Raw genomic sequence first — 24,483 nt, forward strand, 5'->3', positions numbered from 1 at the left:
GTCCTGGTCCCACGCCGGGTCCTGGTCGAGTCCTGCGTCCTGGTCGAGCTCTGGGGATGCGGTCAAGGAATCTCTCATCTCAGGGTCATTGTCCCACGCTGCGCGACCCATTTTCATGCGCAGCGCTGGTCCGCACCCGCTCGCGAGGCTCTGACCTGCGCGTTCGGAGGAGCGGTCGGTGCGGGAGTCGTCACGGGTTCTGCCACCATCCGGCGTCGAGCCGTCCGCCGCCGACGAGGACGGCCGGTCCGGTGAGGGTCGAGCCGTCGGCGGTGATCTCGACCTCGACGGTGCCGCCGGGGACGTACACGATCCGGCGCCCGGTCATCTGACCCGCCGCGTGCAGGGCCGCGGCGGTCGCGGCGACGGTGCCGGTGCCGCAGGAGCGGGTCTCGCCCACGCCGCGCTCGTGCACCCGCATGCGCACCTCGTCGCCGCCCAGCGGCCGGACGAACTCGACGTTCACGCCGTCCGGGAACAGGTGCTCGTCGTGCGGCGGGGCGGTCTCGAGGTCGAGCGCGTCGAGGTCGTGGTCGCCGACGCACGCCAGGTGGGGATTGCCGACGTCGACGGCGACCCCGGAGAACACCTGGCCGGACACGGCGGTGTCGGACTCGCCGAAGATCTTGGCCTGCCCCATCTCGACGGTCACCCGGCCGTCGTCGTGCGTGCGCACCGGCCGGATGCCCGCGCGGGTGCCGACCGGCAGCTCGCCGGGTTCGGCGAGGCCGGACTCGACGAGGTACCGGGCGAAGACCCGCACCCCGTTGCCGCACATCTCGGCGATGGAGCCGTCGGCGTTGCGGTAGTCCATGAACCACACGTCACCGGCGACGTCCGCGGGGGCGTCGGGCAGGTTGGCCGCGCGGATCACGCGCAGCACGCCGTCGGCTCCCAGGCCGCGCTGCCGGTCGCACAGCGCGCGCACCCGGTGCTCGGTGAGCTCCAGCTCACCGTCCGGGTCGGGGAGGATGACGAAGTCGTTCTGCGTCCCGTGGCCCTTGATGTACTCGGGTCCTGCGAAGGCGTGCACGTGGCCAGTCTACGGATTCACCAGGGCAAGGACATCGTCGGCAAGGGAGGCCTCGGCGGCGTCGAACCAGCGGATGCGGTCGTCGCGGCGGAACCAGGACCGCTGCCGCCGCACGAACCGGCGGGTCAGCCGCGCGGTCTCGGCGGCCGCGGCGGTCATGTCGCCCGCTCCGTCGAACTCGGCGAGCACCTGCTGGTAGCCCAGCGCGCGGGAGGCGGTGCGGCCGTGCCGCAGGCCCTGCTCCTCCAGGTGGCGCACCTCGTCGGCCAGGCCCGCGTCGAACATGCGGGTCACGCGCTCGTCGACGCGGTCGTCGAGGTCCTCGGCGGGGCGGTCCAGGCCGATCAGCACGGTGCCGTAGCGGGCGGGGCCGGGCGTGGGCAGGTTCGCCGAGAACGGCCGTCCGGTGATCTCGATGACCTCCAGCGCGCGCACGATGCGCCGTCCGTTGCTGGTCAGGATGGCCGTCGCGGCGGCGGGGTCGAGCTCGGCGAGCCTGCGGTGCAGCGCGACCGGTCCCAGCCGGGCCAGCTCGTCCTCGTACTTCTGGCGCACCTGCGGGTCGGTCCCGGGGAAGGACAGGTCGTCGACGATGGCCTGCACGTAGAGCCCGGAGCCGCCGACGAGGATCGGGGTGCGGCCGCGCGCGAGGACGTCCTCCACGTCGGCGCGGGCGGCGCGCTGGTAGGCCGCGACGGAGGCGGTCTCGGTGACGTCGAGGACGTCGAGCTGGTGGTGCGGGATGCCGCGTCGTTCCTCGGCGGTGAGCTTGGCGGTGCCGATGTCCATGCCTCGGTAGAGCTGCATCGCGTCGGCGTTGATCACCTCGCCGTCGAGGCGTTCGGCGAGCGCTACTGCCAGGTCGGACTTGCCGGTCGCGGTGGGGCCGACGACGGCGACGGGGTGCGGGAGCGGGGACACACCAGAACCTTAAGAGCTCGCCCGGCGCCTCAGTCGGCCCTGGTCCAGGTGGCGACCTCGTAGGTCACCCCGAACGGGGTGCCCGAGTAGAGCAGTTCACCCCTCCAGGTGCCGTCGGCGACCACTCCCGGTAGCACCTGCAGGGCCTCGCGAGGCACCCCGACCTCGGCGCACAGCGCGGGGTCCAGCTCCATCAGGGCCTGGGCGTCGACGCCGGCAAGCGCGGTGGCCAGCAGGTCGTCGAGCGGGGCCGCCCGGTGGTCGGGCCGGTGCGGGGAGCGCTCGTCGGAGCAGTTGCTGCCCTCGGCCAGGACCAGCAGCGCGGTGTCGGCTCCGGCGAGCTCGGCGCCCAGGTCGCGGCACTGCTCGGCCGGGGTGCCGGGGGCCAGCAGCCGCACGTCGACGGCCCGGGCTCCCGCCTGCTCGCGCAGCAGGCCCGCGATGAGAGCGGGCAGCGGCAGGTCCGGGTCGGGTTCGACCCCATCTCCGGGCGTGGCATCTCCGAGCGAGACGCGCACGTCCCGTCCGTAGGCGGCGAAGGTGCCCGCGGTGTTCGAACTGAATCGGATCGGGCCGGATGGATCTACGCCAACGGCCACCCATTCGGCGCTCGAATCCGCCAGACTGGACACGGCGCGCAAACAGGCGCCCCGCAACCGCTCGGTTTCGGCATCGGCCCGCACGGTCAGGGCGGGAACCAGCAGCGGCGGGTACGGCACGACGGCGACGCGGGTGATCACATCCGTGCACGTTAAGAGGTCACGGTCGAGTTGGCTGGAGCGGGTGGCCGCGGTGGGCGGCGAGACGGTCCGATGCGCGGCATCGGCACCCTGCTCGCTGCCGCCGGGTGGTCCTCCGATGACAATGAAGCCGTGCAGGTCACGACGTCGCGAGGTTTCGGCCGGGCACTGATTCGGGCGCGGAGTACCGGATCGGCTGCTGACCTGTTTGAATGCGCCAGCGGAAGCCGGACCATCCGACGGTTCGGGCTAACGCTTGCTGGGCCCCGCCGATGCGGGGCGCCCGTGCCGGACACGGGCATCGGAGCGGGCACGCAAGGAGGAAGCCGGCCATGACGCACCAGGACACGACCCCCGAGTCGGTCGCCAGCAAGGCGGTCGCGGACTCGACCAGCAGCAGCACCGGGTCACCCGCGGTCGCGCCCGCAGTACCGAAAGCCTCCTCGGACCCGACCAAGTGGGGACGGGTGGACGCCGACGGCACGGTGTACGTGAGCACCGCCGACGGCGAGCGGGCGATCGGTTCCTGGCAAGCCGGTGATGCGGCCGAAGGCCTGGCCCTCTACGCCCGCAAGTTCGACGACATGGTCACCGAGGTCGAGCTGCTGGAGACCCGGCTGGGCACCCACGCCGGGGACCCGAAGCACACGCTGACCAGCGCGAAGCACCTGCAGGAGGCGCTTCCCGACGCGGCCGTGATCGGTGATCTCACCGCGCTGGCGGCGCGCCTGGAGCACCTGGTGGCCCGGGCCGAGGAAGCCGTCGAGGGCGCCAAGCACGAGAAGGAGCGCGCCCGCGCGGAGGCCATCGCCCGCAAGGAGGCGCTGGTCGCCGAGGCCGAGGAGATCGCGCACGAGTCGACGCACTGGAAGTCGGCGGGCGACCGGCTGCGGCAGATCCTCGAGGAGTGGAAGAAGGTCCGCGGCGTCGACCGCAAGACCGACGAGCAGCTGTGGCGGCGGTTCTCCAAGGCCCGCGATGCCTTCAGCCGCCGTCGCGGTTCGCACTTCGCCGAGCTGGACCGCCAGCGCGCGGCCTCGAAGGCGCACAAGCAGGAGCTGGTCGAGGAGGCCGAGTCGCTGACCGAGTCCAGCGACTGGGGCGAGACGGCCAACCGCTACAAGCAGCTGATGCAGGAGTGGAAGGCCGCGGGGCGCGCACCCAAGGACACCGACGAGGCGCTGTGGCAGCGCTTCCGCGCCGCCCAGGACCGGTTCTTCAGCCGTCGTTCGGCGGCGTTCTCCGAGCGCGACGCCGAGTACGCCGCCAACGCGAAGCTGAAGGAGGAGCTGCTGGTCGAGGCCGAGCAGATCGATCCGTCGGCGGATCTGAAGGCGGCGCAGTCGCAGCTGCAGCGGTTGCAGGAGCGCTGGGACGAGATCGGCAAGGTGCCGCGCGAGCGGATGCGCGAGCTGGAGGGACGGCTGCGCGCGGTGGCGGACAAGGTCCACGACGCCGCCGACGCCCAGTGGCGTCGCACCGACCCGGAGGCCCAGGCCCGCGTCGACCAGTTCCGGGGCCGCGTGGAGCAGTTCGAGGCGCAGGCCGAGAAGGCCCGGGCCAAGGGCGACGAGCGCCAGGCGAAGAAGGCCGACGAGCAGGCCGCGCAGTGGCGCGAGTGGCTGCACGCCGCGGAGCAGGCCATCGCGAGCCGCTGATCACAACGCGAACGAGCCCCGCACCTGATCCGGTGCGGGGCTCGTTCGCGCGAGGTCTCAGTCGCGGGACCAGACGATGCGCATCCACTGGACGGCCAGGACCAGCATGCACGCGACCGCGAGGAGCAGGCCGACGCCCGGGCCCTCGGTGCCGCTGGTCTGCCGCGACCAGATCGCGATCATGCCCTCGAAGGTGACCACCACACCGGCGAGACCGGCCACGAACGCCGCTCCCCAGAAGCGGGTGATCAGCGCCAGGGCTCCGAAGCCGAGTCCGATGATGGTGGAGTTGATCGCGAACAGCCGCGGCAGCAGGCCGACCTTCAGCTCCGGGTCGGTCTGCCCGGCCAGCACCTGCCAGCCCGCGCTGTCACCGGCCCACGGCAGCAGCGCGCTCACCACCAGCACGAGCATCACCATGGCGATGATCAGGGCCTTGGGGCCCGGGTCGAAGCGCCGCAGCACCGCGATGCGGGGTTTGACGTCCTGTTCCTCGCTCAACACGCACATCCCTGCTGGGCCGCCGGCTGCGGGGCCGGGGCGCCGATGGAGGGCAACCCGAGGCTGACCCCGGAGGTCTTGGGCCGCACGCCCTCTTCCCAGTGGTCGCCGGCGCGGGTCCGGCGGTGGCCGGTGATCTCGGTGTCGGCGACCAGGTGGTGCGGGGCGGCGCGGGTGATCGTGGTGCGCACGAGATCGCCGGGGCGGATCTCGCCGTCGAGGGCGCCGGTGGGCGTGAAGTGCACCAGGCGGCCGTCGCGGGCGCGGCCGGTGAGCCGGTGGGTCTCGGCGTCCTTGCGCCCCTCCCCCTCGGCGACCAGCAGCTCGACCTCGCGGCCGACGATCTTCTTGTTCTCGTCCCAGGAGATCTCGTTCTGCAGCGCGACCAGCCGGTCGTAGCGCTGCTGGACGACCTCCTTGGGCAGCTGGTCGGGCATGTCGGCGGCGGGGGTGCCCGGGCGCTTGGAGTACTGGAAGGTGAAGGCGCTGGAGAACCGGGCGCGGCGCACGACGTCCATCGTGGCCTCGAAGTCCTCCTCGGTCTCCCCCGGGAACCCGACGATGATGTCGGTGGTGATGGCCGCCTCCGGCATGGCCTGGCGGACCTTGCCGACGATGTCGAGGAAGCGCTCGCTGCGGTAGGAGCGGCGCATCGCCTTGAGGATCCGGTCCGAGCCGGACTGCAGCGGCATGTGCAGCTGCGGGCAGACGTTGGGCGTCTCGGCCATCGCCTCGATGACGTCGTCGGTGAAGTCGCGCGGGTGCGGCGAGGTGAAGCGAACCCGCTCCAGGCCGTCGATCTCACCGCAGGAGCGCAGCAGCTTGCCGAAGGCGAAGCGGTCCCCGAACTCCACGCCGTAGGCGTTGACGTTCTGGCCCAGCAGGGTCACCTCGAGCACGCCCTCGGAGACCAGCGCCTCGACCTCGGAGAGGATCTCGCCGGGACGGCGGTCCTTCTCCTTGCCGCGCAGCGACGGCACGATGCAGAAGGTGCAGGTGTTGTTGCAGCCGACCGACACCGAGACCCAGCCGGAGTAGGCGGAGTCGCGCCGGGCGGGCAGCGTGGACGGGAAGACGTCCAGCGACTCCAGGATCTCGACCTCGGCCTCCTGGTTGTGCCGCGCGCGTTCCAGCAGCGTCGGCAGCGAACCGAGGTTGTGGGTGCCGAAGACGACGTCGACCCAGGGCGCCTTCTTGACGATGGTGTCGCGGTCCTTCTGCGCGAGGCAGCCCCCGACGGCGATCTGCATGTCGGGGTTGATGTCCTTCTGCGGACGCATGTGGCCGAGCGTGCCGTAGAGCCGGTTGTCGGCGTTCTCGCGCACCGCGCAGGTGTTGAACACGACCACGTCGGCGGGCGTCTCCCCGCCGCCGGCGGCCCGCACGTATCCGGCGTCCTCCAGCATGCCCGCGAGCCGCTCGGAGTCGTGCACGTTCATCTGGCAGCCGAAAGTGCGGATCTCGTACGTCTTCGTGCTCACCGTTCCACGGTAGCGCCTGGTCAGATCGCCGATTCACCCGCCCGGACCGATGATGGAGCGGCACCGGGACACACCAACCAACTACGGAGAGCGACGAAGATGTTCCGGTTAAGCCGTTACGTCGACAACCACAACTGCATTGCGTAACTGAGTTGAAACAACGTATCGATCCCAACCACTGGACTCCGGCCACGCGGCAGGCTTAAGTTTCGGCCAACGAAATCCACATACGACGCATTCGGGAGCACTGAATGACCGCAGCCCCCACGGACGCTCCGATGATCCGGATGTCCGCGGTCGACAAGTTCTTCGGCTCACTGCACGTGCTGCGGTCGATCGACCTCGAGGTGCCCAGGGGCCAGGTCGTCGTCGTGCTGGGTCCCTCCGGCTCCGGCAAGTCGACGCTGTGCCGCGCCATCAACCGGCTCGAACCGATCGACTCCGGTTCGATCGAGATCGACGGCGTGCCGCTGCCCGCCGAGGGACGTGCCCTGGCCGAGCTGCGCGCCGACGTCGGCATGGTCTTCCAGCAGTTCAACCTCTTCGCGCACAAGACGATCCTGGACAACGTCACGCTCGGGCCGATCAAGGTGCGCGGGCAGAACCGGGACGAGGCCAAGCGCGAGGCCACGAAGCTGCTGGAGCGCGTGGGCATCGCCGACCAGGCCGACAAGTACCCGGCGCAGCTCTCCGGCGGTCAGCAGCAGCGGGCGGCGATCGCCCGGGCGCTGGCCATGAAGCCGAAGGTGATGCTCTTCGACGAGCCGACCTCCGCGCTGGACCCGGAGATGGTCAACGAGGTGCTCGACGTGATGACCGGCCTGGCCGACGAGGGCATGACGATGGTCGTCGTCACGCACGAGATGGGTTTCGCCCGCCGCGCCGCGCACCGCGTCCTGTTCATGGCCGATGGCGAGGTCGTCGAGGACGCCGAGCCCGAGAAGTTCTTCGGAGAGCCGAAGAGCGACCGGGCCAAGGACTTCCTCGGCAAGATCCTCACCCACTGAAGTGTCACCACCCACTGCACAGAGAGGCGTTAAGCAGATGCGAGGCAAGAGGTTTCGTCTGGTCACGGTGCTGACGGCATCGCTGGCCCTGGCGTTGTCCGCCTGCGGCGGGGGCGGTGAGAACCAGCTCGCCGGCGGCGGTGGCGCTCCGGAGATCCCGGTCGACCAGAACGCCCAGTTCGAGCCCGGCACCACGATGGCCAACCTCAAGCAGGCGGGCACCATCCGGATCGGCACCAAGATCGACCAGCCGCTGTTCGGCCTGAACGACCTCGAGGGCAAGCCGCAGGGCTTCGACGTCGAGATGGCCAAGCTGGTCGCGGCCAAGCTGGGCATCCCGGCCGACAAGATCCAGTGGGTCGAGGCGCCGAGCAAGACCCGCGAGGAGATCATCGAGCAGGGCCGGGTCGACATGGTGGTGGCGACCTACACCATCAACGACTCGCGCAAGCAGCGGATCAGCTTCGCCGGGCCGTACTACACCGCCGGTCAGGACATCATGGTCAAGTCCGACGACTCCCGGATCACCGGTCCGGAGACGCTGCGGCCCACCGGCGCGAAGGTCTGCTCGGTGACCGGCTCGACCCCGGCCGAGAAGATCAAGGAGTACGTCGACCCGCAGAACCTGGTGCTCTTCGACGTCTACTCCAAGTGCGCCGACGCGCTGCGCACCGGCCAGGTCCAGGCCGTGACCACGGACAACGTGATCCTGATGGGCCTGGTCGAGAAGAGCGGCGGCCAGTTCAAGCTCGTGCAGAAGCCCTTCACCGAGGAGCCCTACGGCATCGGCATCAAGAAGGGCGACACGAAGTTCTGCGAGTTCATCGACAAGACCCTCGCGCAGGCCGGCCAGGACGGCACCTACGCGAAGGCCTGGCAGGCCACGGCCGGGAAGGTGTCGCCGCAGACGCCGAACCTGCCGCAGCCCGACCCCTGCAGCTGACCTGATCGCGGAATGAGGGTGCCGCCCGATCGGGTCGGCACCCTCATCTCTTGGGCCCCATCTCTTCGGCCGGAGTGGAATCTGTGCAAGTCATCATCGACAACCTGCCGCTGTACCTGAGCGGCCTCGTGCGCACCTTGGAGATCTGCCTGCTGGCGGGTCTGCTCGCGCTGGTCATCGGCACCATCGCGGCCGGTTTCCGGGTCTCCCCGCTGCCGCCGCTGCGGGCGGCCGGGACCAGCTGGGTCACCGTGCTGCGCAACTGCCCGCTGACCGTGGTGCTGTTCTTCATGGCCTTCGGGCTGCCGGAGCTGGGGATCAACGGCTCCTACTTCTGGTTCGGCACGATCGGCCTGGCGCTGTACACCTCGGCGTTCGTGTGCGAGGCGATCCGCAGCGGGATCAACGCCGTCCCGCCCGGTCAGGCCGAGGCCGCCAGGGCGGTGGGCCTGACCTTCGGCCAGTCGCTGTCGCTGGTCGTGCTGCCGCAGGCGGTGCGCACCGTGGTGCCCCCGCTGGGCAACGTGATCATCGCGATGATCAAGAACTCGGCGCTGGTCGGTGCCTTCGGCGTCGGCGGCGACCTGTTCTCGGTCGGCGACACGCTGACCTCGGCGCGCGGCCTGGCCGCGCTGCCGGTGCTGCTCGGCGTGGTGCTGTTCTACCTGGTGCTCACCATCCCGGCCGGCCTGCTGCTGGGATACCTGGAGCGGAAGGTGGCGATCGCGCGATGACCAACTCGGTTCTCTACGAAGCCCCCGGACCGCAGGCCAAGCGCCGCTCGCTGGTGGCCAGCGCGGTCGTCGGCCTGCTGCTGCTCGCGGTCGTCGGCTGGGTGCTCTACACGCTGGGCACGCAGGGGCAGCTGACCGCCGAGAAGTGGGGTCCGCTGCTGGACCCGACCAACGGCACGTTCACCGCGCTGTGGGGCCTGCTGGGCACCGGCCTGCTGGGCACGCTCACCGCGGCCGCGCTGGCGATGGCGTTCTCGCTGGTCATCGGCACGCTGCTGGCGATCACCCGGGTCGTGAGCGCGCCCTGGTACCGCTGGCTGGTGGTCGGCGTGGTCGAGCTGCTGCGCGGCATCCCGGTCGTGATCATGGTCTTCTTCGCCTTCCGGGTGCTGCCCTCGGTCGGCCTGGACCTGCCGCCGATGTGGTTCCTGGTGATCGGCCTGACCGCGTACAACTCGGTGATCATCGCCGAGATCGTGCGCGCCGGGATCCTGGCGCTGCCCAAGGGGCAGAGCGAGGCGGCCTACGCGATCGGACTGCGCCGGGGTCAGGTGCTGAGCTCGGTGCTGCTGCCGCAGGCGTTCCGGGCGATGCTGCCCGCGCTGATCAGCCAGCTCGTGGTGATCGTCAAGGACACCTCGCTGGGCTTCATCGTCGCCTACGTCGACGTGGTCCGGGAGGCGCAGGTGATCATCCAGAACCTGAGCAACCCGATCCAGACCTACGTCGTGGTCGGCGCGATCTTCATCCTGATCAACTACGCGTTGAGCAGGCTGGCGACCTACACCGAGCGCCGCCTCAGCCAGGGCCGCAAGGGCAAGCTGGGCAAGGTCGAGGCCGCCGAGGGCGCCGAGACCGCCCGGGTGTGAGCTCCACCCGATGAAGCGGGGCGCCTCCCACACCGCGTGGGAGGCGCCCCGCTTCGTCATGGCCGGGCCGAGATGCCCTGGGGTGTCAGGTTCGCGTCGGCGAGGCGTTGCCAGGTGCCGTCGGCGACCGCGGCCTGGAGCATTCCCCGGAGCTCGTCGGCGAGCTTGGGGTCGTCGGACTTGATGACCAGGTTCCGCTCGGTGTCGGTGACCGCGTAGGGGATCTGGGTGAGCTGCGGGACGTCGGCGGTGCCGCCGAGCAGGACGTCGACGTTGCCCGCGCCGACCGCGTCGCGCAGCAGCGTCGGGGGCAGGCGGCGGAACTGCACCTGGGTGTCGGGGTTGAGGCCCATCCGCTGGGCCAGGTCGCGGGCGAGGTCGGCGTCGAAGCCCCGGTACCCGCCCGCCGGGTCGCGGGTGACGAACGCGGGCTGGTCGGCGCGCACCCCCACCATCAGCTTCTTGCGCTGCTTGATCGCCGTCAGCGTCGGCGAGCTGCCCAGCTCCACGTCGCTTCCCGCGGCGGGGTCCGGCGCGGGGGCCGGAGGCTGCTGGACGGGCGGAGCGGGTGGTGGCGCGGCGGGTTCCGCGTGCCCGCATCCGGCCAGAACGACGGCCAGCGCCGCCACTGAGAGCAGGCGAATCCTCACAACCACTCCTTCACCATCGGGGCGTCGCCGACCATGATCGCGCACCCGCCGTGGCCTGCGGGAACGCATTCCCCTCTACTGGATCGATTGTGAAATCCAGGCCACACCCACTAGTGTGACCGGCGCCATGTGGCGCCAACGTCGTCGCCCGTTTGTCCAGCTCAACCTCGGAGGCGATCATGGCGCCGCTGCATCCCGTCGTGGATCAGGTCACTCGCCGCATCGCAGAACGCAGTGCGCAGACCCGCTCCGCCTACCTCGACCGCATCACCGCCGCAGCCGCGGAAGGCCCCGTCCGCGCCGAACTGCCCTGCAGCAACCTCGCGCACGGCTTCGCCGCCTGCAGCGGATCGGACCGGCTCGCCATCCGCGGCGCGCGCAAGCCCGGGGTGGCGATCGTGTCGGCCTACAACGACATGCTCTCCGCGCACCAGCCCTACGCCGAGTTCCCGGCGTGGCTGAAGGACTCCGTCCGCGAGGCGGGCGGCGTCGCGCAGTTCGCCGGTGGCGTGCCCGCGATGTGCGACGGCATCACGCAGGGCCGCACCGGCATGGAGCTGTCGCTGTTCTCCCGCGACGTGATCGCGATGGCCACCGGCGTCGCGCTGTCCCACGAGATGTTCGACGGGGCGCTGCTGCTCGGGGTGTGCGACAAGATCGTGCCTGGCCTGCTGATCGGGGCGCTGTCCTTCGGGCACCTGCCGACGCTGCTGGTGCCCGCCGGGCCGATGCCGTCCGGGCTGCCGAACCGGGAGAAGAGCCGCATCCGGCAGCTGTTCGCCGAGGGCAAGGCCACCCGGGAGGACCTGCTGGAGGCCGAGTCCGCCTCCTACCACTCCCCCGGCACCTGCACGTTCTACGGAACCGCCAACTCCAACCAGCTGGTCGTCGAGGTCATGGGCCTGCACCTGCCCGGGTCGAGCTTCGTGCCGCCGGGCACCCCGCTGCGCAAGGCGCTGACCGAGGAGGCCGGGCGGCAGGTCGTGCGGCTCGGCCAGGACGAGCAGCGCACGCCGATCGGCGAAGTCCTCGACGAGAAGGCGATCGTCAACGGGGTCGTCGCGCTGCTGGCCACCGGCGGCTCCACCAACCACACGCTGCACCTGCCGGCCATCGCCGCCGCCGCGGGGATCGAGCTGACCTGGGACGACTTCTCCGACCTGTCGGCGGTCGTGCCGTCGCTGGGCAAGGTCTACCCGAACGGTTCGGCCGACATCAACCACTTCGCGGCGGCGGGCGGCGTGCAGACGCTGGTCGGTGAGCTGCTCGACGCGGGCCTGCTGCACGCCGACGTGCGCACCGTCGCGGGCCCCGGCCTCGACCGCTACCGGCAGCAGCCGTTCCTCGACGACGGCGAGCTGGTGTGGCGGGACGCGCCCGCGAAGAGCCTCGACACCGAGGTGCTGCGCGGCGTCGACGAACCGTTCGCGCCCGACGGCGGCCTCCGGGTGCTGGAGGGCAACCTCGGCCGCGCGGTGATCAAGGTGTCGGCGGTGGCCGCCGAGCACCGCGCCGTGACCGCACCGGCGCGGGTCTTCGACGACCAGCACGCCTTCAGCGCGGCCTTCTCCGCCGGGGAGATCGACCACGACGTCGTCGTGGTCATCCGCAACCAGGGCCCGCAGGCCAACGGCATGCCCGAGCTGCACGGGCTCACCCCCGCCCTGGGGGTGCTGATGGATCGCGGCCACCAGGTCGCGCTGGTCACCGACGGCCGCATGTCGGGCGCCTCCGGCAAGATCCCGGCCGCCATCCAGCTCACCCCGGAGGCCACCGCGGGCGGACCGCTGGCGCGGATCCAGGACGGCGACGTGCTCCGGCTCGACGCCGACCGCGGCACGCTGGAAGCCCTCGTGCCCGACGACGAGCTCGCCGCCCGGCAGCCCGCAGCGGGTGCGAACCCCGCTCCGTTCGGCACCGGGCGCGAGCTGTTCGCCGCGTTCCGCCAGGCCGTCGGCCGCGCCGACCAGGGCGCGAGCGTGTTCGGGCAGGCGCAGCCGCGAACCGACCAGGTGCGAGCATGACCAGCGGCGGAACCACCGCCCTGACGCGATTGGAATCGAAGATGAACACCGCAGCCGACGTGTTCGACCTGGCTCCCGTGGTGCCGGTCGTGGCTCTCGACGACGTCGAGCACGCCGTTCCGCTGGCCGAAGCGCTGCTGCGCGGCGGGATCCGGACCATCGAGGTCACCCTGCGCACCCCGGCCGGGCTCCCCGCGATCGAGCGGATCGCCGCCGAGGTTCCCGACATGGTCGCCGGGGCCGGCACCATCACCGAGATCGGGCAGGCCAAGCAGGCCGCCGACGCCGGTGCCCGCTACCTGGTCACGCCGGGCACGACCGACCGGCTGCTGGACGACCTGGACGCCTCCGGCGTGCCGTACCTGGCGGGTGCGGGAACGGTGTCGGAGGCGATGCGGCTGGCCGAGCGCGGGGCGAGCGCGATGAAGTTCTTCCCCGCCGAGCCCAGCGGCGGCGTGCCGTTCCTCAAGGGCATCGCCGGTCCGCTGCCGCAGCTGCGGTTCTGCCCGACCGGCGGAATCAGCCCGGCGACCGCCCCGGACTACCTGGCGCTGCCCAACGTCGGCTGCGTCGGCGGTTCCTGGCTCGCGCCGAAGGACCTGCTCGCCGCGGGCGACTGGGCCCGGATCGAGCAGCTGGCCGCCGAAGCCGCCGCCCTCCGCTGACCGGCACCCGCTCCCGAGCAGGTGCCCTCGTCGAAAACCCCGGTTTTCATCGCGTCGAAAACTGCCGCATTCGTCGCGTGAAAACCGGGGTTTTCGTCACGGGGTGAGGAGGGCGAGGGCTTGGGGGATGGAGTCGACGACCGGGTGGCCGGCGGTCTCCAGCTTGGCGCGGTCCATGACCCCGGTGGTGACGAGGACGCAGCGGGCGCCCGCCTCGTCGGCGGCGTGGGCGTCGTCGAGGACGTCACCGATGAGGACCACCTCGGCCGGGTCCAGCTGCTGGGCCCGCAGGTGTTCGCGCAGGTGCGCGGCCTTCGAACCGCCGCCGATCGAGCTGCGCAGGCCGTCCATCCGGGCGAAGCGCTCGTGCAGTCCCCTGGCGGTGACGAGGTCGACCAGCTCGTCGTGGAACCACATCGACAGCAGCGACTGCGAGCCACCCGCCGCGGCCCAGTCGTCCAAGGCGTGCGGGACCCCTTCGGCCATGCCGCACGTGTCGAGGAGCCCGCGGTAGTTGTCGTGGTAGAGCACGTCGATGCGCGCCCAGTCCTGGTCGTCCAGCTCGCGGCGCAGCAGCTGCTCGTAGCACTTCGACAGCGGCCGCTCGTACAGCGAGCGCCACTCGTCGATGTCGATGTGCTCGCGGTCGAAGGCCGTGCACACCTCGTTGACCGCGGACACCACGGCGTGGTTGTCGTCGAGGAGCGTTCCGTTCCAGTCCCACACGATGTGCTGGGGGCTCGACTTGGTCATGACCACGGACCCTACGACGCACCACCGACTTTCTGGTACCCGCGTCCCACGGTCAGAGAACTCCGGTGAACCGCACCGGTTCCTGGGAGTAGGCCGGTTGCACCTCGACCTGCAGCTCACCGGGCTCGCTGCTGATCTCGAAGACCACGTCGTAGGCGATGTCGCCGCCCGGTGACAGCTGCGCGACCGGGACCGGGTCGCCCGCGCCAAAGTGCTGCTTGGCGACGCGTCCGCGATGGGTGACGGTGATCGTGGCGGTCACGACGTGGTAGGCGTCCGGACCGCCGTTGTGCACCGCGACGGCGAACTGGACGTGCCGCATGCCCTCGGGAGGGCGGGAGAACTCGCTGGTCTCGACGTACGGGACCGGCGGCAGGACGCTGATCGTCCGGCCGTCGGGCCAGGTGTGCCGCTCGCCGAACGGCAACCGGACCGGTGGGGCGGGAGCCGCCGGGCTCGGCGTCCGGTTCCCGGCGAAGCGGTCGACGACCGCCGCACCCGAGAGCACCAGTGCCGCCACGCACAGCACCGCACCGATCGAGGCGAGGACCTTCCGGTCCCCGACCAGCGCGATCACGGCCACCACCAGGCCGAGGAGCGCGACCGCCACCGTCGCGACGGCGCTGATGGGCAGGACCGATCCGCACAGCGCCAGGGCGCCGAGCAGCAGCGCCGCGATCGCCAGGACACCGAACTTCGGCTTGGGCGGCGGTAAGTACGGGTTCCGGGTGCTCGCGGCTTGACCCACTGGTGTCCCCCAGTCCGTCGAGCGCGCCGACGTCCGCTGCGCCGGTCCGCGCTGACGCAGCAGCCTAGGAAGACCGATCCGCCCTGATCGCGGGATTCGTCCGGCTTCACCCCAACGGCCCAGAACCGTTCCAGCGCCCCGGAATCGAGTCAGCCGGAACGCATCAGCCGGACACGGGTCCGGGCCGGGACCGGGTCAGGGCAGGTCGAGGTCCGAGTCCGCCGCGGGGTCGCCGGCGTTCTCGATCTCCTCCTTGACGATCCGGTAGGCCAGACCTTCGGAGTAGCCCTTGCGGGCGAGCATGCCGACCAAGCGGCGCATCTTCGCGGTGTGCTCGACCGAACCCATGCCGCGCAGCTTGCGCTGCACGAGCTCGCGGGCCCGCTCGGCCTCCGCATCGCTGTCCACCGTGGACAGAGCGGACTCCACCAGGTGCTCGTCGATGCCCTTGCGACGCAGCTCGAAACCCAGCGCCTTGCGCCCCAAGCCCTGCGAGCGCTGGCGCTGGTTGACCCACTCCTCGGCGAAGGAGGCGTCGTCGACCAAGCCGGCGTCGACGAACTTCTGCAGCACGGCATCGGCGATCTCCTCGTCGATGTCCTTGCGCAGCAAGGCCTGCCGCAGTTCGAGACGGCTGCGCGCCCGGCTGGCCAGCAACCGGTACACCACGTCGCGAGCCTGGGCCGCGGAATCGTCCGGCTTGCGCGGCGGCTTCTCCCGCCCCGGAGCGGCCCCGTCCGGGGAAACCCCGTCCGGCGAGGCGTCCCGAGGTCCGGCGCCGGGGGTGCGACGACCGCTCCCCCGGCGCTGTCCTTCGTCGTTCATCCGTGCCAAGGCGCGGATCAGAACTCGACCGGGGCGGGTTCGGCCGCGGCCTCGGAGTTCTCGGCGTCGAGGGTGGCGCCGATGCCGAGCTTCTCCTTGATCCGCTTCTCGATCTCGTTGGCCACGTCGGGGTTCTCGCGCATGAACTTGCGGGCGTTCTCCTTGCCCTGGCCCAGCTGGTCGCCCTCGTAGGTGTACCAGGCGCCGGACTTGCGGATGATGCCCTGCTCGACGCCCATGTCGATCAGCGAGCCCTCGCGGCTGATGCCGACGCCGTAGATGATGTCGAACTCGGCCTGCTTGAACGGCGGCGCGACCTTGTTCTTGACGATCTTCACGCGGGTCCGGTTGCCGACCGCGTCGGAACCGTCCTTGAGCGTCTCGATCCGGCGCACGTCCAGTCGCACCGACGAGTAGAACTTCAGCGCCTTACCACCGGTGGTGGTCTCCGGGGAGCCGAACATGACGCCGACCTTCTCGCGGAGCTGGTTGATGAAGATCGCGGTGGTCTTGGCGTTGTACAGCGCGGAGGTGAGCTTGCGCAGCGCCTGGCTCATCAGCCGGGCCTGCAGACCCACGTGGCTGTCGCCCATCTCGCCCTCGATCTCGGCTCGCGGCACGAGCGCGGCCACCGAGTCGATGACGATGATGTCCAGCGCGCCGGAGCGGATCAGCATGTCCGCGATCTCCAGCGCCTGCTCACCGGTGTCGGGCTGGGACACCAGCAGCGCGTCGGTGTCGACACCGATGGCCTTGGCGTACTCCGGGTCCAGCGCGTGCTCGGCGTCGACGAAGGCCGCCGTGCCGCCGAGCTTCTGGGCGTTGGCCACGGCGTGCAGCGCGACCGAGGTCTTACCGCTGCTCTCCGGGCCGTAGACCTCCACGATCCGGCCGCGCGGCAGGCCGCCGATGCCCAGCGCGACGTCGAGCGAGATGGAACCGGTCGGGATGACCTCGACCGGCGGCCGCGAGTCGTCGCCGAGCCGCATGACCGATCCCTTGCCGAACTGCTTGTCGATCTGGGCGAGCGCCAGCTCCAGCGCCTTGCCCTTGTCCGGTGTCGCTGCTGCCATCGGGGTCCACCTCGGTGAAGTCTTCGAGTCGGGTCTTCGGCGACTCTCCAGTGCGGGCGAGTCGTTCACGTCGTTTCAGACGCTACGGGCTGGGACCGACAATCCGGCTCGCGGGGTTTGCGGGCGCTCCCGGTCCCGTGGCACCCATACTAAGCGAACGGATGTTCGAGCATCGCACCGACACGCCGGTCGAATCACCTGGTCGTGTGATGATGCGATCAGCGAATCGCGCGAGCACACTCGGAACGACCTCGAGTTATTCCAGGAGGTGCTCACCATGCGCATGGATCGCTACCTTCCGCCGGAGCACCCGCTGAACCGCTTCTACCGGGTCGCCGCCGCCGTCTTCGGCGCGTGCCTGATGGCCTTCGGCGTGCTCGGGCTGGCCAACCGGGTGCCGCTGTTCACCACCGACGGCATCGACGTGCTGGGCCTGTCCAGCAACGGCCTGCTCGCCGTCGTCTCGATCGTCGTCGGCGCGGTCCTGGTCGCCGCGGCCGCCTGGGGCGGGGCCGTCTCCTCCACCACCACGGCCGTCATCGGGGTGCTGTTCTTCCTGTCCGGGCTGGTCAACCTGGGCCTGATCAGCACGTCGTGGAACATCTTCGCCTTCGAGATGCAGAACGTGGTGTTCAGCTTCATCGCGGGCCTGGTGCTGATGTTCTTCGGCTTCTACGGCCGGGTCAGCGGCGGACTGCCGCAGGACAACCCCTACGTGCGCTACCGGCACCACGAACCGCCGGTGCAGGAGGACCCCCGCTCGGTGCTCGCTGACGAGCGGCGGATCTCCGAGCTGGAACCGCTGTGCAACGACGAGATGGCCGTCGCCGAGGGGCACGCCACCCCCGAGCAGCAGCGACGGGTCGCCGCCGAGCGGATGAAGCACCTGCGCCAGGAGCGGCGCCGGGCCTACGAGCACTACCGCGAGTCCGGCCGCACCGACGAGCAGGAGATCAGCGCCCAGAACCCCTGGGCCGACTTCCAGGACGAGAAGGAACCGGAGAAGCCCAGCCCCGCGAGCTGAGGGTCAGCGCCGCTCGGGCGGGACCTCGAAGGCCTCGCAGACCGCCGCCCAGACCTCCTTGGTCGTGCAGCCGGCCTCCAAGGCCTGGTCGACGGTGCGCCCGCCCAAGGACGAGAAGACGTGGTCCTGGGCGAGCATCTCGGACCTGACCCGGCCGAACTCCTCGGCCATGCGTTGGCGGAAAGCGGTGTGGCGCATCGTCGACCAGCCTACGTCTCGCCCGTAGCCTGGTGGTGTGCTGCTCCTGCAGGCCGACCCGACCGGCATGTCCACACCCCTGGGCAAGCTCGTGATCGCCGCGACCCTGATCGCGGTGATCGTCCTGGCCATCCGCTTCTTCTGGCAGAACCGCCGCTAGGCCGCCTGTCGGTGGTGTGGTCCAGCATGGGGACGTGAACGACGTGCTGGAGGGGTTCTCCGCGGCGACCCGCGACTGGTTCCGCGGGGCCTTCGACGCGCCCACCGAGGCTCAGCGGGGCGCGTGGGAGGCCATCGCGGCGGGCGAGCACGCCCTGGTGGTGGCGCCGACCGGCTCCGGCAAGACGCTCGCCGCGTTCCTGTCCGCGCTCGACCGGCTCGCCGCCGAGGACGTGCCCGCCGACCCGAAGAAGCGCTGCCGGGTCCTCTACGTGTCGCCGCTGAAGGCCCTGGCCGTCGACGTGGAGCGCAACCTGCGCGCGCCGCTGGCCGGGATTCGGCAGGCCACCCAGCGCCTGGGCGGCGAGCCGCCGGACGTCCAGGTCGGCATCCGCACCGGCGACACCCCCGCCGACCAGCGGAGATCCTTCGCGCGCAAGCCGCCGGACGTGCTGGTCACCACCCCCGAGTCGCTGTTCCTGCTGCTGACCTCGGCGGCGCGCGAGTCGCTGGCCGGGGTGGAGACGGTGATCGTCGACGAGGTGCACGCCGTGGCCGGGACCAAGCGCGGCGCGCACCTGGCGCTGTCGCTGGAGCGGCTCGACGCGCTGCTGGAACGTCCCGCCCAGCGCATCGGCCTGTCGGCGACCGTGCGCCCGGTCGAGGAGGTCAGCACCTACCTCGCCGGAGGCCGGCCGGTGCGCACCGTGCAGCCCGCCCACCCCAAGGAGGTCGAGGTCCGGGTGGAGGTGCCGGTGCCGGACATGGCCGAGCTCGGCGCGACGTCCGGCGACGACGGCGATCAGGCGCCCGACCAGCACATTTCCATCTGGCCGTCGGTGCAGGAACGCGTCCTGGAGCTGATCCGGCAGCACCGCTCGACCATCGTCTTCAGCAACTCCCGGCGGCTCGCCGAGCGGCTCACGGCGGGCATCAACGAGCTCGCCGCCGAGCAGCCGGAGCCGATGTCCCGCTTCCCCGCCGAGGCGATCGGCGGCTCCGGGGTCGGCGCGGGAGCCCCGGCGGTGGTGGCCAAGGCGCACCACGGGTCGATGTCGAAGGAGCAGCGCGCCGTCGTCGAGGAGGAACTCAAGTCCGGGACCCTGCCGTGCGTGGTGGCCACCTCGTCGCTGGAGCTGGGCATCGACATGGGCGCGGTGGACCTGGTGATCCAGGTCGAGACGCCGCCGACGGTGGCGTCCGGGCTGCAGCGCATCGGCCGCGGCGGCCACCAGGTGGGCGCGGTGTCGCGCGGCGTGGTGTTCCCGAAGTTCCGGGGTGATCTGGTCGGGTGCGCGGTGGTGTCGGAGCGGATGGCCGACGGGCTCATCGAGTCGATCGCCTACCCGCGCAACCCGCTGGACGTGCTGGCCCAGCAGATCGTGGCGATGACGGCGATGGACGACTGGCCGGTCAGCGAGCTCGCCGCCCTGCTCCGCCGGTCGGCGCCCTACGCGGGCCTGCCGGATTCGGCGCTGCACGCCGTGCTGGACATGCTGGCCGGGCGCTACCCCAGCGAGGAGTTCGGGGAGCTGCGCGCGCGGATCGTGTGGGACCGGGTCAACGACGAGCTGCGCGCCCGGCCGGGGGCGCAGCGGCTCGCCGTGACCTCCGGCGGCACCATCCCCGACCGAGGTCTGTTCACCGTGACCACGCCGGGGGACGAGGAAGCCGGCCGCGGCGGTGTGCGGGTCGGCGAGCTCGACGAGGAGATGGTCTACGAGTCCCGCGTCGGCGACACGTTCCTGCTGGGCACCAGCGCGTGGCGGGTCGAGGACATCACGCACGACCGAGTCGTGGTCACGCCCGCGCCGGGCCAGCCGGGGCGGATGCCGTTCTGGCGCGGCGACCAGCCGGGCCGCCCGCTGGAGCTCGGCCGCGCCCTGGGCGCCTTCGTCCGCGAGCTGACCGGCGCCGACGCGCAGACCGCGCGGGACCGCATCACCGCCGCCGGGCTGGACGAGTGGGCCTGCGACAACCTGCTGTCCTACCTGGACGAGCAGCGGCGGGCCACGCGGCACGTGCCCGACGACCGGACGATCGTGGTCGAGCGGTTCCGCGACGAGCTGGGCGACTGGCGGATGGTGGTGCACTCCCCCTTCGGCGCCCAGGTCAACGGCCCGTGGGCGCTGGCCGTCGGCGCGCGGATCCGGGAGCGGCGGGGCGTCGAACCGCAGATCGCCTCGTCCGACGACGGCATCGTGATCCGGCTGGCCGACGCGATCGACGAGTCCGGGGCCGAGGTGCTGCCCACCGCCGAGGACGTGCTGCTGCCGCCCGGAGAAGCGCAGCAGCTGGTCACCGACGAGGTCGGCGGGTCGGCGCTGTTCGCCGCCCGGTTCCGGGAGTGCGCGGCCCGCGCGCTGCTGCTGCCGCGCCGCGATCCGCGCCGCCGCACCCCGCTGTGGCAGCAGCGGCAGCGGTCGGCGCAGCTGCTGGCCGTGGCCGCGCAGTACGAGCAGTTCCCGATCGTGCTGGAGGCGATGCGGGAATGCCTCCAGGACGTCTACGACGTGCCGGGGCTGACCGAGCTGATGCAGCAGGTGGCGGCCCGCAAGGTGCGCGTGGTGGAGGTGGAGACGCCGACGCCGTCGCCGTTCGCGCGCAGCCTGCTGTTCGGCTACATCGGCATGTTCCTCTACGAGACCGACGCTCCGCTGGCCGAGCGCCGGTCGGCGGCACTGAGCCTGGACTCGACGCTGCTCGCCGAGCTGCTGGGTTCCGAAGCCCTGCGCGAACTGCTGGATCCGGAGTCGCTGGAGGAGATCGAGCAGCAGTTGCAGCGCCTCGACCCGGACCGCCACCCGCGGGACGCCGAAGGCGCGGTCGACTTGCTGCACTTCCTGGGCGATCTGTCCACATCGGAGGCCGAGAAGCGCGGTGTGCGGCCGGAATGGCTGGAGGAGCTGGCCGCGCAGCGCCGCGTGCTGCAGGTCCGGATGGCCGGGGAGCAGCGCTGGATCCCGATCGAGGACGCCGGCAAGGTGCGCGACGCGCTCGGCGTCGCGCTGCCGGTGGGCGTGCCCGAGGCGTTCACCGAACCGGTCGCCGACCCGTTGGGCGACCTGCTGATCCGCTACGCGCGGTGCCGCGGCCCGTTCACCGCCGAGGCCGCCGCCCAGCGGTTCGGGCTCGGCGTGGCGGTGGTGCACGGCGTGCTGGACCGGCTCAGCGGTTCCGGACGTCTGGTGCGCGGCGAGCTGCGCCCGCTGGAGTCCGGTGGCGGCGGTGCGCTGGAGTACTGCGACGCGGAGGTGCTGCGCCGGTTGCGGCGGGCGTCGCTGGCCCGGCTGCGCGCCGAGGTCGAACCGGTGGAACCCGCTGCGCTGGGCCGGTTCCTGCCGGTGTGGCACGGCATCGGCGCCCGGTTGCGGACGGCTCCGACCGTCGACGACGTGTACGCGGTGGTCGAGCAGCTGGCCGGGGTGCCGGTTCCGGCGAGCGCGCTGGAGTCGCTGGTGCTGCCCGCGCGGCTACCCGGCTACTCCCCCGCGCTGCTGGACGAGCTGACCGCCACCGGTGAGGTGAGCTGGGTGGGCTCGGGGTCGCTGGCCGGTGGTGACGGGTGGATCGCGCTGGCGCCCACCGACGTGGCGGACCTGCTGCTGCCGGATCTTCCCGAGGAGCCACCGGATTCGCCGCTGCACCGCGCCGTGGTGTCGTCGTTGGAGGGCGGCGCGCTGTTCTTCCGGCAGCTGGCCGACCGGGCGGGGGCGCTGCTGCTGGAGCAGGAGGAGAGCGCTCCGGCCGACGACGCGGTCACGGCCGCGCTGTGGGACCTGGTGTGGGCCGGGACGGTCACCAACGACACGCTGGCCCCGCTGCGGGCCCTGGTCTCCGGCCGGGGTGCCGCGCACAAGCCGCGCCGGAGCGCGCCGCGCGGCCGGTACGCGCGACTGCGGGCGGGGCGTCCGTCGATGCCGCCGCGCAGCGGGCCGCCGACGGTGTCGGGGCGCTGGTCGCTGGCGCCGCGGCCGGCCGCCGAACCGACGCGTCGCGCGCACGCGCGCGCCGAGGCGTTCCTGGAGCGGCACGGGGTGCTGACCCGGGGTGCGCTCGACGTCGAGCGGGTGACGGGTGGTTTCTCCGCCGTGTACAAGGTTCTTCGGGCGATGGAGGAGTCCGGGCGCTGCCGTCGCGGCTACGTGATCGAGGGATTGGGTGCCGCGCAGTTCGCGGTGCCGGGCGCCATCGACCGGCTGCGGTCGCTCGCCGGTGACGACGAGTCGGGCGGCGAGGCGGTGGTGCTGGCCGCCGCCGATCCGGCCCAGCCCTACGGCGGCGCGCTCGACTGGCCCGCCGCGATGGGCGAGACCCGGCACCGGCCCGGCCGCAAGGCGGGCGCGCTGGTGGTGCTGGTCGGTGGCGAGGCCGTGTTCTACGTCGAGCGCGGCGGCAAGTCGCTGCTGTCGTTCACCGAGGACGAGTCCGCGCTGCGGGAGGCCGCGGCCGGGCTGGCCCGGGTGGTGCGGGAGGGCTGGCTGGACCAGCTCGCGGTGGAGCGCGCCGACGGCGAGGGCGCCTGGGGCTCGAAGCTGGCCGAGGTCCTCACCGAGGCGGGGTTCCGGGCCACGCCGAAGGGCCTGCGCCTGCGGGCGTGAGACCTACAGCTCCAGGAACGGTGCTGCGTAGACGAATTCGCCGCGCGCGGACGCGTCGTGGGCGGTCAGCGCGCGGACCTGGAAGTGCGGGGCCCACTCGGGCACCGGTGGCGTGATGCCGTGCTTCGCGGCCGGTTCGAAACCGAACCTCGGGTAGTAGTCGGGGTGCCCGAGCAGGCCGACGAGCGGTTCGCCGAGGGCGTCGGCGGCGCCGAGGACGGCGTGCATCAGCGCGGACCCGACGCCCGTGCGCTGCGCGTCCGGGAGCACGCCGAGCGGGCCGAGCGCGAGCACCGGTGCGTCTCCGACGTGCGCCCGGCTGCACACGACGTGCCCGAGGACCTCGCCGTCGCGCTCGGCGACCAGCGACAGTTCCGGCAGCCACGCCGCGCTCGCGCGCAGGGTGTCGACCAGCCCCACCTCGACCGGGAGGGTCTGCGGCTTCGCGGCGTCGGCGAACGCCTCGGCGTGGACCCGGCGAATCCCGGTGAGGTCGGCGGCGAGCTCGCGGCGGATCAGCATCCGCCCACGATGGGTCTCCCTCTCGTTCCGGGCAACCGAATTTCGCGGCGGAGGGCGGTCATCGGGTGGCCAGTTGGAGCAGGCCCCAGAGCTGGGCGATGGCGTCGGGGTCTCCGCTGGTCTCGACGGCGCGGTTGGGCAGCCTGCCCCACATCCACAGGTAGACGGCGCTGGGATCGCCGCCGACGACCGCGTCCGGCGTCGTGGTCGCCACGTCCTGCGAGCTGGTGACCGCGGCGCCGCTCGGGTCGGCGGTGATCAACCAGTTCCGGCCGGGCACGTGCACGCCCACCGAGCAGGGCCGCGTCGCGGTGATCTGCAGCGAGTGCAGCCGGTAGCCGAAGAAGACCCGCAGCACCTCGTCGACGCCGTCGGTGGCGACCTCCGGGTCGATCGGCGTGCGCTCGATCCCGGCCGCCGTCTGCACGTCTACCCGGTGCGCGGTGGTGGCGTGCAGCATCCGGCGCACCCAGAAGGCCGCGGTGTGCTGCTCGGGCCACCAGGTCGGGCACGGGTCGTGCGGTGGTCGGGTGACGAACTCGGCGAGCAGGTCGGCCATCCGCACCGCGAACCGGTTGGTCAGCTCCCGCAGGTCGGGCTCGCGCGGGAGGTCCCAGCGCCGGTGCGCTTCCGGCGAACCGAGCCAGGACAGCACGTCCTCGCACAGGTCGCCGAGATGCCGGACCGTCTGGCCGACGGTGCGCCCGGACGCGCTGAACACCGGCGCGTCGACGTGCGCGTCATGCGTCGCGGCGGTCAGCAGCTGCGCCTCGATCCCCAGTTGGTCGAGCATGCGTTCGTGTTCGAGTGCCACGTCAGTACCGTTCACGCGTTGCCCCCAGCAGGCTTCGTCCCACGATGCCGAGGAATTCCCGGCTGTTGTCCAGCAGTTCGTCGGCGTGCGCGTCGGTCGTGGTCGGGATTCCGGCCTCGGCGGCGGCGCGCCGGTTGGTGTGCGCGGCGAAGTAGGCCGCCCACTCGCGCAGTTCGGGAGCGGCCGCGGTCAGCAGCTGCCAGACGCTGGCCGGGCGCTTGCCCTCGCGGCAGGTCGCGCGCGCCACGACCACCGCCGTGGCGGCACGCAGCGCCGCCAGGTGCGCGGCGATGAACCGCTCGCCCGGGCGCTGGGCGTTCTCGGCCTCGTGCAGGCAGGTCCGCGCGTGCAGCAGCAGCGAGAGCGCACCGGCCGGCGTGTCGGCCTCGGGCGTGGGCCCGTCCTCGGCGGACCTGCGGTTCTCGGCGGAGTGGCGCGGGGACGGGATCGACAGGTCGGTGGGATGCGACATCGGCTCTCTCCCTTCGGCTGTGGGGCCCGGTGGCGGGGCGCTTCCCCCACCCCGCCGCCGGGCCGTTG

24 protein-coding genes are annotated in these 24,483 nt (G+C 71.8%); 10 read left to right on the plus strand and 14 right to left on the minus strand.

Features of this window, described 5'->3' with window-relative positions:
• Positions 1-190 precede the first annotated feature (190 nt).
• From dapF to BM424_RS12790, 3 genes are read right to left on the minus strand one after another with little or no spacing between them, the layout of a single operon-like run.
• On the minus strand, positions 191-1,033 hold the full coding sequence (gene dapF / locus BM424_RS12780; RefSeq protein ID WP_093416623.1) for a diaminopimelate epimerase: 843 nt from the start codon (positions 1,031-1,033) through the stop codon (positions 191-193).
• Positions 1,034-1,042: 9 nt separating this feature from the next.
• Positions 1,043-1,954, minus strand: coding sequence for a tRNA (adenosine(37)-N6)-dimethylallyltransferase MiaA (gene miaA / locus BM424_RS12785; RefSeq protein ID WP_093416625.1), 912 nt, complete (start codon positions 1,952-1,954; stop codon positions 1,043-1,045).
• Positions 1,955-1,983: 29 nt separating this feature from the next.
• Entirely contained in the window at positions 1,984-2,694 is a 711-nt protein-coding gene (locus BM424_RS12790) for a class III extradiol ring-cleavage dioxygenase family protein (protein ID WP_093416628.1), read from the minus strand.
• Between the two features lie 332 nt (positions 2,695-3,026).
• On the opposite strand from BM424_RS12790, the gene BM424_RS12795 reads away from it, so the two are divergent.
• Complete coding sequence (locus tag BM424_RS12795) at positions 3,027-4,352, plus strand: DUF349 domain-containing protein (RefSeq protein WP_093416632.1); 1,326 nt, start codon at positions 3,027-3,029, stop codon at positions 4,350-4,352.
• Positions 4,353-4,409: 57 nt separating this feature from the next.
• Here the strand turns inward: BM424_RS12795 and BM424_RS12800 are convergent, their stop codons facing one another.
• Positions 4,410-4,853, minus strand: coding sequence for an Rv2732c family membrane protein (locus BM424_RS12800; RefSeq protein WP_245775802.1), 444 nt, complete (start codon positions 4,851-4,853; stop codon positions 4,410-4,412).
• The gene (gene miaB / locus BM424_RS12805; protein ID WP_093416637.1) at positions 4,850-6,334 is read right to left on the minus strand and encodes a tRNA (N6-isopentenyl adenosine(37)-C2)-methylthiotransferase MiaB; all 1,485 of its coding nucleotides are present in this window, start codon (positions 6,332-6,334) and stop codon (positions 4,850-4,852) included. The genes BM424_RS12800 and miaB overlap by 4 nt, the downstream gene beginning before the upstream one ends.
• A gap of 278 nt (positions 6,335-6,612) precedes the next feature.
• Here miaB and BM424_RS12810 point away from each other — a divergent pair, with 278 nt between their 5' ends.
• The 4 genes from BM424_RS12810 (at position 6,613) to BM424_RS12825 (ending at position 9,887) form a co-directional block, all read left to right on the plus strand.
• Positions 6,613-7,341 (plus strand): amino acid ABC transporter ATP-binding protein, encoded by a 729-nt coding sequence (locus tag BM424_RS12810; protein ID WP_175548079.1) that lies wholly within the window; start codon positions 6,613-6,615, stop codon positions 7,339-7,341.
• A gap of 67 nt (positions 7,342-7,408) precedes the next feature.
• Positions 7,409-8,284 (plus strand): glutamate ABC transporter substrate-binding protein, encoded by an 876-nt coding sequence (locus tag BM424_RS12815; protein WP_245775803.1) that lies wholly within the window; start codon positions 7,409-7,411, stop codon positions 8,282-8,284.
• A gap of 83 nt (positions 8,285-8,367) precedes the next feature.
• Positions 8,368-9,018 (plus strand): amino acid ABC transporter permease, encoded by a 651-nt coding sequence (locus BM424_RS12820; RefSeq protein ID WP_093416645.1) that lies wholly within the window; start codon positions 8,368-8,370, stop codon positions 9,016-9,018.
• On the plus strand, positions 9,015-9,887 hold the full coding sequence (locus BM424_RS12825; RefSeq protein ID WP_093416648.1) for an amino acid ABC transporter permease: 873 nt from the start codon (positions 9,015-9,017) through the stop codon (positions 9,885-9,887). Before BM424_RS12820 ends, BM424_RS12825 begins: the two co-directional genes overlap by 4 nt.
• Positions 9,888-9,943: 56 nt before the next feature.
• On the opposite strand, the gene BM424_RS12830 is transcribed toward BM424_RS12825, so the two are convergent.
• Positions 9,944-10,537 (minus strand): substrate-binding periplasmic protein, encoded by a 594-nt coding sequence (locus BM424_RS12830; protein ID WP_175548059.1) that lies wholly within the window; start codon positions 10,535-10,537, stop codon positions 9,944-9,946.
• A gap of 179 nt (positions 10,538-10,716) precedes the next feature.
• Here BM424_RS12830 and edd point away from each other — a divergent pair, with 179 nt between their 5' ends.
• Both edd and eda read left to right on the plus strand, forming a co-directional pair.
• Positions 10,717-12,561: a phosphogluconate dehydratase gene (gene edd, locus BM424_RS12835; protein WP_093416654.1), complete on the plus strand. Its 1,845-nt coding sequence runs from the start codon at positions 10,717-10,719 to the stop codon at positions 12,559-12,561.
• Between the two features lie 41 nt (positions 12,562-12,602).
• The gene (gene eda / locus BM424_RS12840) at positions 12,603-13,226 is read left to right on the plus strand and encodes a bifunctional 4-hydroxy-2-oxoglutarate aldolase/2-dehydro-3-deoxy-phosphogluconate aldolase (RefSeq protein WP_175548080.1); all 624 of its coding nucleotides are present in this window, start codon (positions 12,603-12,605) and stop codon (positions 13,224-13,226) included.
• Positions 13,227-13,322: 96 nt separating this feature from the next.
• On the opposite strand, the gene BM424_RS12845 is transcribed toward eda, so the two are convergent.
• The 4 genes from BM424_RS12845 to recA form a co-directional block, all read right to left on the minus strand.
• Positions 13,323-13,979, minus strand: coding sequence for an HAD family hydrolase (locus BM424_RS12845; protein ID WP_175548060.1), 657 nt, complete (start codon positions 13,977-13,979; stop codon positions 13,323-13,325).
• Positions 13,980-14,031: 52 nt separating this feature from the next.
• The gene (locus BM424_RS12850; protein ID WP_093416660.1) at positions 14,032-14,727 is read right to left on the minus strand and encodes a hypothetical protein; all 696 of its coding nucleotides are present in this window, start codon (positions 14,725-14,727) and stop codon (positions 14,032-14,034) included.
• Positions 14,728-14,922: 195 nt separating this feature from the next.
• Positions 14,923-15,552 (minus strand): regulatory protein RecX, encoded by a 630-nt coding sequence (locus BM424_RS12855; protein ID WP_093416663.1) that lies wholly within the window; start codon positions 15,550-15,552, stop codon positions 14,923-14,925.
• Between the two features lie 17 nt (positions 15,553-15,569).
• Positions 15,570-16,625 carry a recombinase RecA gene (gene recA / locus BM424_RS12860; protein ID WP_093416666.1) on the minus strand — a complete coding sequence of 352 codons (1,056 nt, stop codon included), beginning with the start codon at positions 16,623-16,625 and terminating at the stop codon, positions 15,570-15,572.
• Between the two features lie 277 nt (positions 16,626-16,902).
• Here recA and BM424_RS12865 point away from each other — a divergent pair, with 277 nt between their 5' ends.
• Positions 16,903-17,649 carry a DUF4383 domain-containing protein gene (locus BM424_RS12865; RefSeq protein ID WP_093417069.1) on the plus strand — a complete coding sequence of 249 codons (747 nt, stop codon included), beginning with the start codon at positions 16,903-16,905 and terminating at the stop codon, positions 17,647-17,649.
• A 3-nt stretch (positions 17,650-17,652) separates the two neighbouring features.
• Here the strand turns inward: BM424_RS12865 and BM424_RS12870 are convergent, their stop codons facing one another.
• The gene (locus tag BM424_RS12870) at positions 17,653-17,847 is read right to left on the minus strand and encodes a DUF3046 domain-containing protein (RefSeq protein WP_093416669.1); all 195 of its coding nucleotides are present in this window, start codon (positions 17,845-17,847) and stop codon (positions 17,653-17,655) included.
• Between the two features lie 37 nt (positions 17,848-17,884).
• Here BM424_RS12870 and BM424_RS29730 point away from each other — a divergent pair, with 37 nt between their 5' ends.
• Both BM424_RS29730 and BM424_RS12875 read left to right on the plus strand, forming a co-directional pair.
• Entirely contained in the window at positions 17,885-18,007 is a 123-nt protein-coding gene (locus BM424_RS29730; RefSeq protein WP_281248770.1) for a hypothetical protein, read from the plus strand.
• Positions 18,008-18,041: 34 nt separating this feature from the next.
• Positions 18,042-22,607, plus strand: a complete 4,566-nt coding sequence (locus BM424_RS12875; protein WP_093416672.1) for an ATP-dependent helicase — start codon at positions 18,042-18,044, stop codon at positions 22,605-22,607.
• 3 nt (positions 22,608-22,610) lie between these two features.
• Here BM424_RS12875 and BM424_RS12880 read toward each other — a convergent pair whose 3' ends face one another.
• From BM424_RS12880 to BM424_RS12890, 3 genes are read right to left on the minus strand one after another with little or no spacing between them, the layout of a single operon-like run.
• Entirely contained in the window at positions 22,611-23,129 is a 519-nt protein-coding gene (locus tag BM424_RS12880) for a GNAT family N-acetyltransferase (RefSeq protein ID WP_093416674.1), read from the minus strand.
• Positions 23,130-23,187: 58 nt separating this feature from the next.
• Entirely contained in the window at positions 23,188-23,922 is a 735-nt protein-coding gene (locus tag BM424_RS12885) for a maleylpyruvate isomerase N-terminal domain-containing protein (protein WP_245775804.1), read from the minus strand.
• A gap of 22 nt (positions 23,923-23,944) precedes the next feature.
• Entirely contained in the window at positions 23,945-24,415 is a 471-nt protein-coding gene (locus BM424_RS12890) for an SAV_6107 family HEPN domain-containing protein (RefSeq protein WP_093416680.1), read from the minus strand.
• Positions 24,416-24,483: the final 68 nt, after the last annotated feature.

This window comes from Saccharopolyspora flava (assembly GCF_900116135.1).
Classification (GTDB): Bacteria; Actinomycetota; Actinomycetes; order Mycobacteriales; family Pseudonocardiaceae; genus Saccharopolyspora; species Saccharopolyspora flava.